Consider the following 12,711-nt stretch of genomic DNA (forward strand, 5'->3'; position numbering starts at 1 on the left):
TCATTTTAATTACTAAATTGTCAATTTTAGACAAAGAAAAACAGCATAACAAATTACGCTGTCTCTTAACTTTATTCAAATATCTCAATACATTTGTTTGGACATTTTTCCGCTGCTTGTTTTAATAATTCTGGATCAAATTCATTGCCGATTTGCTCAACTGACAAGAAATTGTCCATAGCAAATGCTTCTGGATAAGTTTTTGCACATATTGTACAACCTATACAAGAATTCTTACAATTGTTTCTTGCATCCTTACCCTTGTCATGGCTTGAACACAATACAACTTGTTTTTGGCTGAAAGGAACTAGTGTGATAATATTCTTTGGACATGTTGCAACGCATTTTCCACAGGCCACACATTTTTCTCTATCAACAACAGCTACGCCGTCTTTGACATGAATTGCATCAAATGGACAAACTTTCTCACATGATCCGCATCCTACACAACCGTAGTTACAAGCTTTCTTGCCGCCGAATAGGGCAATCTGTGCTCTACAATCTTCAAGTCCTGAATATTCGTAAAGGTCTTTTGCTGCTTCACAAGTTCCGTCACATTTTACAACTGCAACTTTTCTATCAGATCCGCCTGCTGATTCAACTCCCATAACAGCTGCCACTGCATCTGTAGTTGCTTTACCACCGATAGCACAAGCGTCAACTGGTGCTTCTCCTTTTGCTATAGCTGCTGCAAGTCCATCACATCCAGGGAAACCACAAGCACCGCAGTTTGCACCTGGTAGGGCATTTCTTACTTCTTGTTCTTTAACTGATTTTTCTACATGGAATTTTTCACTAACAAAGCCTAGGGCGATAGCAAAAACAAATCCCAAGATAGCCAAAACGGCTACAGGTATAATTATTGTTTGTACCATGCTTTCCCTCCTATGCTAATCCTGCAAAACCCATAAAGGCAATTGCCATAAGTCCTAGTGTAACTAGTGTTATTGGCACACCTTTAAATGTTTCTGGTAATGAGTTATATTCAATTCTTTCTCTAATATATGCAAGAATCATTATTGCTAGCATAAAACCAACAGATGCTGATAGTGCATAAACTATTGTTTCGATTAGAGTGTATGATGAATCAATAGCCTTTATTGCTACACCTAATACAACACAGTTTGTTGTGATTAGTGGAAGAAATACTCCCAAAGCTCCGTATAAGGCTGGCATTGATTTTTTCATTACTGTTTCTACTGATTGTACTAAAGCTGCGATTACTAATATAAATACAACTGTTTGTAAGAATCCGATATTTAGTGGATTTAATATGTAGTATTGAATTATCCAAGTTATGATTGAAGCAAGTGTTATAACGAATATTACCGCTAAACCCATACCTCTAGCTGTATCTACCTTGCTTGTTACACCAAGGGCTGGGCAGATACCTAAGAATTGACCTAATACATAGTTACTTACAAATATAGTTGCAATGATTATTGAAAATAGATTTGCCATATTATCTCCTATCTTATTTTCTCTTCTTTGAAATAGCATTAAATGCTGCAACTAACATACCAAGTACTATAAATGATGATGCTGGTTGTTGTAAGAATCCAATTGTATATGCTTCTGGAATTATTGTTTTTCCTAAAAGTGTTCCTGCTCCAAGTAGCTCTCTAAAGAAAGCTATTAGTGAGATTGCAAATGTATAACCAAGTCCTTGACCAATACCATCAACTATTGATGCAACAGGTCCATGGCTTGATGCAAAACCTTCTGCACGAGCAAGGATCAAACAGTTTACAACTATAAGTGGGATAAATATTCCCAAAGATTCATCTAATGCTGGCAAATAAGCTTTGATTGCCATTTGTACCATTGTTACGAAACCTGCTATGATTACTATGAAGGCAGGAATTCTTATTTCATCTGAAATGAAATTTCTAAGTAGGGATATAACTAAGTTACTCATCACAACTACAAATATTACAGCAGCCCCCATACCAAAGGCATTTGTCAAAGTTGAAGATATAGCTAAAGCTGAACACATACCTACAGTTTGAACAAATACAGGGTTATTTGAGAAAATCCCTTCTTTAAATACTTTTCCTAAGTTTTCCTTAGGCGCCTTTTTCTCTTTTTTATTTTCAATAGGCTTTTCTATTTGTTTTTCCATAATATCTCCTATTTAAGCTCACCTAAGACTTTTCCGGCGTCGTTTATACCTCTAAGTATTGTGTTAGTTGATATAGTCGCGCCAGAAATACCTACGATTTCTGTTTCGCTGCCAGATTCTGAAGCTTTCACTTCACCATCCATGCTAACACCCTTAACACCTTCTTTAAATGCGTCTTCTTCCATGTTTTTACCAAACCCAGCTGATTCTGCGTGGTTTAATGGAGCAAATCCAGTTATCTTATGGTCTTTATCAACACCTATTAGATATTCTATAGCACCACCGTAACCACCTGGAGAATTAATTTGGAATACATAACCTTCTCCGTCAGCTCCTGTAGCCTTGTAGATTTTTTCTAAAGTTTCAGCTTTATCAGCTACTTCTACTTCTTCATAATTATCTGCAGGAAATACTACTCCCAAAGATTCTTGTAGTTTTTCTTGAGCCTTAGCCTCTATGATTGGTTGGGTTGCATTATTTGTTAGTGCTAGAGCGAAGGCAGTAACTGAAGTTATCAAAAACAATTTAAAGCCTAATTTTAAACTATTATTCATTGTCTTTTCCTTTCTTTGCCTCAACTTTACCAAAAGTTTTAGGTCTAGTGTATGTTTCAATTATAGGAACTACTAAGTTCATAAGTAGGATTGAGTAGGAAACTCCTTCAGGATATCCTCCAAATACTCTTATTACTGCTGTCAATATTCCTGCTCCAATAGCAAATACATATTGACCCTTAATAGTTACTGGTGTTGTTGTATAGTCTGTTGCCATAAAGAAAGCACCTAGTAACATACCACCTGATAGTACTGTTGTTAGTGAATTTTGGAATCCTTCACCAAATATTCCAATAAGTACTACAGATGTCAAAATATATGTAAGTGGAATTCTTATGTGAATTACTTTTCTTACTAGTAGGTAGCATGCTCCTATTAGGATAGCTAGTGATGATACTTCACCAAGACAACCTGGAATATTTCCTAAGAATAAATCCATAGTTGAATATGATTTTGGATCCATAAGTGGTGTAGCACCAGTTAGCATTGATACATCTTTTACAGATTTAAGAGTTGCTACTCTGTGTGGTGGTACAAATTGTGTCATTGTACTTGACCATGATGCCATCAAGAATGCTCTTGCAGCAAGGGCTGGGTTTACAATATTTTGTCCAAGTCCACCAAAGAACATTTTTGCAACAATTATTGCAAACATAGCTCCTATTACCATTTGCCAAACTGGTAGGGTAAATGGCACATTGTAGGCCAATAGTAAACCTGTTACTACTGCTGATAAATCTTTTATTGATTGTTTTCTTTTAGTTACTTTGTTAAATATGTATTCTGATAACACGCATGTTAATACAGATGCTAGAATAAGTACCAAGGCTCTGTAGCCAAAGAAATATACTGAGGCAATGCCTGCTGGTATAAGTGCTATAATAACATCTAGCATATCTTTCTTAACTGTACGATTGCTTCTTACATGAGGAGAAGCTGTTACCAAAAGTTTCTTTGTATTTTCCATATACTCCTCCTATTTACCTGCTTGTCTTATTTGTCTCTTACCGAATTTGATTGCTTCAACAAGTGGTCTGTTGGATGGGCAAACAAATGAGCAAGATCCACATTCTATACAATCCATTATGTTAAGCTCTTGAGCCTTTTCGAATCTCTCTTCTAGGGAGAACTTGTGAATATATAATGGAAGTAATTCAACTGGACATACGCTTACACATCTTGAACATCTGATACATGGATCAACATCAAGAGGTTTAGCTTCGTCACTAGTTAAAACTAGGATACAGTTGCTGGCTTTCTCTACAGGTCTGTTTAGGTCTGGTTGGGCAATACCACACATTGGTCCACCATTTACAAGTTTAGCTATATCATCTGCTCCACCTGCTTGTTCGATACAGTGATTAAATTCTGTTCCGCATCTTACAATCATGTTTGTTGGATTTTTGACAGCTTTACCTGTAACTGTAACGATTCTTTCATAAAGTGGTTTGTCCATATATAAAGCTTCATATATAGCATTCATTGTAGAAACGTTTGAAACTATTGCTCCAACGTCCATTGGTAGTCCGCCACTTGGAACTTGTCTGTTTAGACATACATCTATTATTCTCTTCTCATCACCTTGAGGATATTTTGTTACGAGTTTCTTAATCTCAATATCAAGGTTTGAGTTTTCCTTGGCGATTTTTTCAAGAGCAGCTATCATAGAATCATAAGCTTTTGGCTTGTTGTCTTCTATGGCAACGATACCTTTTTTAGCATCAACTGCCTTCATCGCTTGGATAAGTGCCTTTAGAATTCTTTCAGGTCTGTTTTTCATCAAATAGTCATCACAAGTTATGTATGGTTCACATTCTGCACCATTTATGATAACTGTATCAACCGGTTTGGTTGGTTGGTATTTAATATGTGCAGGGAAAGCTGCTCCACCCATACCTACTATTCCAGCTTCTTTGATTTTTGCTACTATTTCTTCTGCATTAAGGCTTACATTATCTTTTTCTATGTATTCTATATCTTGGTTGTAACCTTCGGTATCAATTACAACAGCCTTGGCATTTTTGCCAGATGCTGTTTGTATATCGATAATGTCCTTAACCACTCCTGCTACTGAGGAGTGGATATTTGCAGAGAAATTTCCGACAGCTGATCCTAAAAGCTGTCCTACACTAACTTCGTCTTTTTTAGCTACTAGACACTTGCTAGGAGCACCTATGTGTTGAACTAGAGGAATAGTTACAAGTTTAGGAATACTTGCTGTAATTAGCTCACTGTTTTCAGTTAGCTCTTTATATTCCTCCATGTGCACACCATTTTTAAATGTCATGGAATTAAGTGCCATAAATCTCTCCTTACTTTCTAATATTTCGTCACTTACTATTATAAATTAAAATCGCTTTTCGTTCAATGATTATCTTACATTATTGATGAAATCTTTTATAAAAATTTCGAAATTTCTAAGACTTAGACTTCTAAGATCATTAATTTCGTCTTTTGTTGGCAATCCATCCTTGTAAAACTTTTTCATAACAGAATAGTTTGCGTTTATTTTTGTTACATATTGTCTAGTTTCCTCAAAAGGAATATCCAAAGGATCTGGATTGTCTTTGTCTATAATGCCATCTTTTATCCAGCTGTCGACATTGCCAACGCCTCCGTTGTAGGCTGCAAGGGCTAGATCTTTATTATTATAATATTTATAAAGATAATCATAATAACCAATCCCTAGATCAAGGTTGTAGTCGACATCATTTAGTTTTTCTGGATAATAGTCTATCCCAACAACATCTGCCGAATGTTTGGCAGTATCTTCTAGTAGCTGCATTAGTCCGTGGGCTCCTTGGTGGCTTTGGGCGTTGTTGTCAAAGTCTGATTCTACCTTGATGATCGATGCTGTTAACAAGGGATCTACATTATATTTTTCTGAATATTCGTAGATTTCATCTTGGTAGGATATCTGAGTCCTAGAAGTTTGGTAGGCAATTAGTCCATAAACTATAGCAAAAAATATCACTACAGCAAGGACAATAAAGCCTAGGACTTTTCCTAAAAATTTTATAACTTTCATTAGTAGTTACCTCTGTCTAACATATTTTTTATTTTTATTCTCAATTCTTCCTCATCCCCACTATTATCAATGATTATATCGCTATTGTCAACCATATATGCTAGGGTATCTTGACTTTCAATTTTCTTTTTAGCAAAACTTTCACTTATCTTATCTCTTGCCATAAGTCTTTTAATTTGAACATCTTTCTTGCAAGTAACAAGGATTACTCCGTCATTTTCAAATTTTTCCTTCATTTGAAAATAAAGGGGTATTTCTATAAAGACTGTTTTTTTATCAACTGATTCTATTTCTTTTTCAATCTCTCTTATGATATTTTTGTGAGTTATGGAGTTTAATTTCTCCATTTTTTTAGGATCAGAAAAAATAATTTGTCCAAGTTTTTTTTTATCTAACCTATCACCATCAAAAGCTTCTTTGAAATCAGCCTCATTTTTTATCGCAAGATAGTTTGTACCGCCTTTTTCGATTAACTTTTTATTGACCTTGTCGGCATCAATTACAACAAATCCTTCTTCTCTCAATATTGCTGCTAGAGTAGACTTGCCAGAAGCGATTAATCCTGTTATTACGATACTACTTGGATTCATACATGCTATCTCCTGTGTCTATATCAACAATAAGAGGCACATCGAGGTTTGCGGCAGACTCCATTGATTCTCTTAGGATTTCAATCGCCCTATCCTCATCTTCTTTGCTTGCCTCAAGGATAATCTCATCGTGAATTTGAAGGATTATTTTAGCATCTATTTTTTCTTTTTTTAGGTTCTTATATGTCTCAATCATTGCAATTTTAATAATATCCGCTGCTGTACCTTGGATAGGTGTATTTAGGGCAACTCTTTGACCAAAGCTTCTTACATTGAAATTTCTAGAATTAATTTCTGGAACGTATCTTCTTCTCTTAAACAGAGTTTCAACGTAGCCATCTTCCTTGGCTTTTTCCACAATGCCGTCCATATATTCCTTAATGGATGGATAGGATGCCATGTAGTTATCTATATATTCTTTAGCTTCTTTACGGGAAATATTAAGGTTTTGAGATAGGCCATAGTCGCTAATTCCATAAATAATTCCAAAGTTTACAGCTTTAGCTTCAGACCTTTGTCTTTTAGTAACTTCCTCTAGTGGAGTATGGAACACTTTTGATGCAGTTTTCCTGTGGATATCATCTCCATTTATAAAGGCATCTATCATATGTTCATCACCTGACAAGGACGCCAGTATTCTAAGTTCTATTTGTGAATAATCAGCATCTATTAAGATTTTCCCTTCTTCTGCCTTGAAGGCTTTCCTTATTAGTCTACCTTCGTCAGTTTTGATAGGTAGATTTTGGAGGTTAGGATCTTGGGAAGATAATCTTCCAGTGGCAGCTATATTTTGCCTAAAGGTTGACCTTATTCTTCCATCATCGTCAATTGCCTTTTCAAGTCCTTCTATATAAGTAGACCTTAATTTGAAAAGCTCCCTATATCTTTCGATTTTTGGTATGATTTGGTGTTTATCCCTAAGCTTTTCAAGAACTGATGCGTCAGTTGAAAATCCTGTCTTAGTTTTCTTGATGACTGGAAGTTCTAGGTCTTTAAACAAAACTTCTCCCAATTGTTTGGTAGAATTTATATTAAATTCACTACCACTAAGCTCATATATTTCTTGAGTTAAATCATCTATATCAGCATCAATTCCTTCTTTTAGTTTTTCTAAGACTTTTTTATCTGTGACAAATCCAACTATTTCCATATCGGCAAGAACCTTGGATAGTTCAATTTCTATCTCTTTGTATAGATCATACATGTGATATTCATTTAGTTTATCTACAAGTTTATCCTTAGCATCGTAGATAGCATTAATTTCACTTGCCATGAAATTACCTAACTTGTCAAAATCTAGGTCCTTGTATTTTAGAGCTTTCTTGCCCTTTCCCAATAAATCTTCTGGATTGTGCACTTTGTAATCTAAATAAGACTGACTAAGTGTTTTCATATCATAAGATAACCTAGAAGGATCTATCAAATAATGCATAAGCATTATATCATCATATGGTAAGGCTCCATCTATTCCTAACTTCGCTAGTAATACTAAATCTTCTTTTATATCAAAAGAGTTTTTAAGTATTTTTTCATCTTCGAAAATCTCTTTCATATTAGTAACAAAATCTTCGTCAGGATCAGCAATATAAGTTGGACTTTCCTTAGTCTTTATGGCAATTTTGTAGGCATTGCTATGGATATATCTATCGCCGTCATAGATAACTTTGAATGTAAATTCTTTATTCTTTTTGATCTCTTCTACTAATTTAGGATATTCTTTTAGTTTTTCGTAGGTAAATTCTTTTGCCTCGATAGGATTTCCTCCATCCATATCCTCTAAAAATTTATTAAAGTTGTACTTAGAAAACTTCTCCCTAAGGCTTTTCTCATCAACCTCACCAAGTTTTATTTCCTCAAGGTCATACTCTACAGGAGCACTTGTGACTATTGTTCCTATTTTCTTGCTCATGTAGGCTATAGCCTCGCTATTGACGAGATTTTCCTTGGTTTTCTTGCCTGAAATTTCATCTATATTTTCATACAAGCCTTCGATAGAACCGTATTTTTGGATAAATCCAATAGCTTTCTTAGGCCCAATTCCATCGACACCAGGAATATTATCTGACTTATCTCCCTCAAGACCCTTAACATCAATTAGTTGTTTAGGAGTAAGACCAAACTCTTCCTTTATAGTTTCAACAGTGTATTCTTTAGTCTCAGAAACTCCCTTTTTTGTAAGATTTACTACGATATTTTCATCGACTAATTGTAGGTAATCTCTATCCCCTGTTATTAAAACAGAATTATAACCCTTCTCTTGAGCCATCTTCGCATATGTTCCTACAATATCATCTGCCTCGAATCCATCAAGGTCAGTGTATTTGACTCCCATAGAATCTAAAATATCCTTTAGGATTCCAAACTGATAGGAAAGTTCGCTAGGCATTTTATCTCTAGTTGCCTTGTAATCTTTAAACTCTTTATGTCTAAAAGTCTTTGATGCTCTATCAAAAGCAACAAGTATATAATCTGGTTTATATCTATCAACGGCGTTATTGTACATGGTCAAAAAACCATACACGCCATTAGTCATCACTCCGTCATTGTTGGTAAGCTTAGGAAGAGCAAAAAACGCCCTGAAAATTAAGCTAGACCCATCAATTAACATAACTGTTTTATTCATCATATCTCCTTCATATATAGTATATCATACTTCATTTTGCTCATAAAAAATAAAATATAGATGTTTAGTACTTGCTTTAATTATGAATCATGTGATTTAATATAGCATTTCTAATCATATATAATACATGTTCAGATATAATAATATATAAGTTTAGAAAACTAGCATATTAAATTATATCTACAATACTCAATGTATTTATTAGATGGTTCAATAATTTTTTTAATTAAAATTGGTATAATGCAAAGTTTCCTTGACAATAAATGCAAAGTTTACTATACTAACTTTAAATACTTATTATATCAATAAATAGAAGGTGGTTAATTGAAAACAAGGATTCCCAAATTAAGAAAAGAAAATAAACTGTCACAATCTGAACTCGCTAATAAAGTTGGAGTTACAAGGCAAACTATTACATCTATAGAAACCGAAAAATATGTAGCTTCTTTGCCATTAGCTTATAAGATAGCTAAATATTTTAACTTAAAAATTGAAGATGTATTTGAACTAGAGGAGAATGAATAATGAATTTAGAAAATTATCATGAAGTATTGAAAAAAAGAGAAAAGTTATATAAATCTTATATAAGTTTTGCACTGATATTTTGGGGAATAGGAAATTTTTTATTAAAAGATCAAGCTATGATAAATGATTCAGTATTAGGATTTTTTAATGGCTTAATATTAGGAATAGAAATAATTTGTGCTTTATGGGTATTTAGAATTAGGAAAGCTTTAAAAGACGATAATTTATCGAGAAAATTATATATAAAAGATTTTGATGAGAGGGAGAATTTAATTAAATTAAAATCTAGTTCTACACTAATAGGTAAAATTGCAATTACGATTTTCGTAATTGCTATCTTAACGAGTTTTTTTAATATAGTTGTATTTTACACACTCGTAATAACTGGAATTTCTCTAATAATGGTTAGTTTATTTCTTAAATTATATCGGAGAAAAACAATATAGAATCAAAATAAAATCATTAATTTAGAATAATACAAATTAGAAGGCGATAATAATTATTAATCGTCTTTTTATTTGTCTAACTTAATATTAATAAACTATTATATTTCGTTTTTGTGAATATGTAGTTGATAAAGAATAAATGAATGAATTTAAAAAAAAAAAAAATCATATAAAACTTTTATCAAAAATCATTACTATATATTATGATTGATGTTGATATAAATAATAAAGGATAAAATATTTTACTAAAAATTTTCTATAAAATAGAAATGTCCTCACAACGTTAATAAAAAATGAACGTGCTGTCTATAAGCTCCACCCTCTCCTATTTGCATCCACTTTCTTTTTGGTAGTTTTGGATAATATTTAATTTTTAATTTCATTTTTTGTAATTAAAAAGCACATCTAACAATTGCTAGTGTGCTTAGTCTAATATTCCTATACTCCAGGAATCATTTCATTAATTCCTTTAGCTGTCTTTTGAATTCTTTTAAAAATAGTGTTAGTTTCTAAATATTCTAACCCCTTTAAAGTTATTTTTGTTTTATCTAAATTAGTAACTACAAAATCTCCATCTACATAATACTTGACTGTCAATCCCTTTATATATCCGGCATCATATAGCATTTCAAGAAGATTGTTTCTTCTCATTTCTGTAATACCTAGTGTGCTAGCTGATATTAAGTCTGAATCAAAGTATTCTTCATCAAGTGATTTGTTTAAAGACGTTAGTATTTTTAATATGATTTTAAAGTTTTCAATCATATTTTTCTAAACCGTAACTTCTTAATTCTTTATTAGGATCATCAATAATATAAAAGGTTCCGCCTTTTGAACTACCGTCTGCTGGTCTAGGGTTTATAATGCTATATATATAATCTTCGTTACTATCATCTACGACTTTAATGTTACCATCTTTATATCGAACGATATTATATTCTCTATTATTTGTTAGACCGTCAACTCCAAATGTTTCACCGATATATTTTACTTTACCAACATATTCTAAAGGAATGGTTTTGTTTATTTGGCATTGAAAAACATCTAGATATTTCACTTCTTCCTCCTACTTTTATGCTTAAATTTCATTTCATACTGAATATTATTCTTTTCATACCAATGTACATCAAAATAATATAATTCTGAATCGACCCTACCTACCATTTTAGACCATTCATTTGGTTTGCCACCGTATTTTTCACATAATTTGTTAACAACTCTTATTTCATCGCCTTTATATATAGCTTTTGAATGATTTATTATAGTTTTTGATGGTATAAACTCTTTAAAGTTTGTAATAGGATTTATATAGTCTAATCTAGACTGCATAAACCTTTTCTCCGTGTAGATATCTCTAAATTTTCTAGACTTTACTTCTTCATTGTATCTGTCTTTACTATACCCGTAAACGTTAGTATTTACACTAGTAGGGCGGAGTTTGCCAGCCTTATTAAAGTCTTTGTATAACTGCCTTTGTCTTTGTAATCTTACTTGGGCAATAAGCTTACTTTCATCATCTCCTACCTTGTCATACATCATAACCCTATGCTTGTATTTCCTGATAGTTCTTTCTATCTGTCTTTGTTTTTGGGTAACTTCGTAGAAAGTATATTCTTTTTCTTCAAAATCAAAAAGCTTTGGATCTATATCTTCAAGCGTTTCTTTAGTCCAGTTCCTCTCTGATATTCATTCAAAAAACGGGTACCAGTTGTTCCTTCAATTTGCACCTAGAAATCCAGTTACATCTCCGTATCCTTTATCGTCAAGGCTTAGGTATTTGGTGTTATCATCCGATAAAGAAACAATTTGTCCTTGCCATTCAGCATGACTTGGTCTCGCTCCAGCGTGTGCGGATATCTCCATAAGGTCTTGTTCCATATCCTTTGCATTCGCTAAAGATATCTCTCCAGTCATCTGGTTTAGGATAGTTCTTACAAGCATCTTACTTGCTGACTCTATTGTGTAGTTTCATCCTGATTGCTGATAATTAATTACTCTTATACCTGAGTTTGATAGGTAGTTGATTAACCCCCTTACTACTTTCTGGCTTGAAAATGCTCCGCTTGCTACCTTAAAGGTTGCTTAGTTTAGGGTCGTTTTATAGAAATCATTAAGAAGGATATTCTCCCCATTGTAGACAACTCCTAAAGACTTTGTAATATTAGCATTTCCTAAAATTAAACGCTCCATAGCATTATCTACTATGTTCTCAGCCTGCTTATTCTTGCTTATATCGACCAATCTTTTATAATAGACCATATAGCTATCGCCTCGTCTTCATAATGCTTAAGGCTTGAATTGTTGATTATATCAGTTATTTCTTCAACTATATATTTTAGATGAGGTATTAAAAAGCTTTAATATCAAGGATATAAAACATTTGGAATTATATAATGATTAAATAAAATTAGAGTTAAATATTAATAATTCAACAAACAATTCTAGAAGAAAATGCAGGCTATAGAATTTTACACTGATAAATACAAATTTATAAAACAAGAAAAATAAGCATTTAAAATATTGATATTATTATCCTTACCGTAAATGAAAGTAAGAAATATAACTTAAATATCTATTATAAACTTCATTAGATTAAACTTCTTTTATAAAAAATAATTAATGATATACATAGATGACAAATGTATATATTAAGAAAAGAATTAAGTTATCTAGTATTTTGTAGCATAGAAATAATGAAATTTACTTCAAATAAAAATAGATGATACACATATATAAATCAAAACTAAAAAAGGAAATATTAAAAAATATAAAATTCTTCAAGAGACTTATAATTAGTCTATAGATATATTAATTAATTAAAAA

The 12,711-nt window shown here is 32.6% G+C and carries 14 protein-coding genes and 1 pseudogene; 2 read left to right on the forward strand and 13 right to left on the reverse strand.

All coding sequences use genetic code 11. The features are described 5' to 3' along the window. Positions 1-71: 71 nt before the first annotated feature. The 9 genes from E0D87_RS01215 to polA form a co-directional block, all read right to left on the reverse strand. On the reverse strand, positions 72-875 hold the full coding sequence (locus tag E0D87_RS01215; protein ID WP_130819043.1) for an RnfABCDGE type electron transport complex subunit B: 804 nt from the start codon (positions 873-875) through the stop codon (positions 72-74). A 10-nt stretch (positions 876-885) separates the two neighbouring features. Beyond that, positions 886-1,461: an electron transport complex protein RnfA gene (locus E0D87_RS01220; RefSeq protein ID WP_130819044.1), complete on the reverse strand. Its 576-nt coding sequence runs from the start codon at positions 1,459-1,461 to the stop codon at positions 886-888. A gap of 13 nt (positions 1,462-1,474) precedes the next feature. Continuing rightward, complete coding sequence (gene rsxE / locus E0D87_RS01225; protein ID WP_130819045.1) at positions 1,475-2,122, reverse strand: electron transport complex subunit RsxE; 648 nt, start codon at positions 2,120-2,122, stop codon at positions 1,475-1,477. A gap of 8 nt (positions 2,123-2,130) precedes the next feature. Further along, a complete protein-coding gene (locus tag E0D87_RS01230) occupies positions 2,131-2,676 on the reverse strand; it encodes an RnfABCDGE type electron transport complex subunit G (RefSeq protein WP_004834861.1) in 546 nt (181 codons plus the stop codon). Next, positions 2,669-3,643: an RnfABCDGE type electron transport complex subunit D gene (locus tag E0D87_RS01235; protein ID WP_130819046.1), complete on the reverse strand. Its 975-nt coding sequence runs from the start codon at positions 3,641-3,643 to the stop codon at positions 2,669-2,671. Before E0D87_RS01235 ends, E0D87_RS01230 begins: the two co-directional genes overlap by 8 nt. Positions 3,644-3,652: 9 nt before the next feature. Further along, positions 3,653-4,978, reverse strand: a complete 1,326-nt coding sequence (rsxC, locus tag E0D87_RS01240; RefSeq protein WP_130819047.1) for an electron transport complex subunit RsxC — start codon at positions 4,976-4,978, stop codon at positions 3,653-3,655. A 69-nt stretch (positions 4,979-5,047) separates the two neighbouring features. Next, positions 5,048-5,704: a lytic transglycosylase domain-containing protein gene (locus tag E0D87_RS01245; protein WP_130819048.1), complete on the reverse strand. Its 657-nt coding sequence runs from the start codon at positions 5,702-5,704 to the stop codon at positions 5,048-5,050. After that, entirely contained in the window at positions 5,704-6,294 is a 591-nt protein-coding gene (gene coaE / locus E0D87_RS01250) for a dephospho-CoA kinase (protein WP_130819049.1), read from the reverse strand. The genes E0D87_RS01245 and coaE overlap by 1 nt, the downstream gene beginning before the upstream one ends. Next, on the reverse strand, positions 6,281-8,917 hold the full coding sequence (gene polA / locus E0D87_RS01255; protein WP_130819050.1) for a DNA polymerase I: 2,637 nt from the start codon (positions 8,915-8,917) through the stop codon (positions 6,281-6,283). Before polA ends, coaE begins: the two co-directional genes overlap by 14 nt. Before the next feature lie 324 nt (positions 8,918-9,241). On the opposite strand from polA, the gene E0D87_RS01260 reads away from it, so the two are divergent. Beyond that, the gene (locus tag E0D87_RS01260; protein WP_130819051.1) at positions 9,242-9,442 is read left to right on the forward strand and encodes a helix-turn-helix transcriptional regulator; all 201 of its coding nucleotides are present in this window, start codon (positions 9,242-9,244) and stop codon (positions 9,440-9,442) included. Next, positions 9,442-9,888, forward strand: coding sequence for a hypothetical protein (locus E0D87_RS01265; RefSeq protein ID WP_130819052.1), 447 nt, complete (start codon positions 9,442-9,444; stop codon positions 9,886-9,888). Before E0D87_RS01260 ends, E0D87_RS01265 begins: the two co-directional genes overlap by 1 nt. 438 nt (positions 9,889-10,326) lie before the next feature. Here E0D87_RS01265 and E0D87_RS01270 read toward each other — a convergent pair whose 3' ends face one another. The 4 genes and pseudogenes from E0D87_RS01270 to E0D87_RS09070 form a co-directional block, all read right to left on the reverse strand. Beyond that, the gene (locus tag E0D87_RS01270; protein WP_130819053.1) at positions 10,327-10,653 is read right to left on the reverse strand and encodes a YjcQ family protein; all 327 of its coding nucleotides are present in this window, start codon (positions 10,651-10,653) and stop codon (positions 10,327-10,329) included. Further along, a complete protein-coding gene (locus E0D87_RS01275; RefSeq protein WP_207278248.1) occupies positions 10,646-10,945 on the reverse strand; it encodes a hypothetical protein in 300 nt (99 codons plus the stop codon). Before E0D87_RS01275 ends, E0D87_RS01270 begins: the two co-directional genes overlap by 8 nt. Beyond that, positions 10,942-11,847, reverse strand: a pseudogene (locus tag E0D87_RS01280) (phage minor capsid protein). The gene E0D87_RS01275 and the pseudogene E0D87_RS01280 overlap by 4 nt, the downstream one beginning before the upstream one ends. A gap of 123 nt (positions 11,848-11,970) precedes the next feature. After that, a complete protein-coding gene (locus tag E0D87_RS09070; RefSeq protein WP_165442718.1) occupies positions 11,971-12,147 on the reverse strand; it encodes a hypothetical protein in 177 nt (58 codons plus the stop codon). Positions 12,148-12,711 lie beyond the last annotated feature (564 nt).

Source organism: Anaerococcus vaginimassiliensis, from assembly GCF_900626155.1.
Classification (GTDB): domain Bacteria; phylum Bacillota; class Clostridia; order Tissierellales; family Peptoniphilaceae; genus Anaerococcus; species Anaerococcus vaginimassiliensis.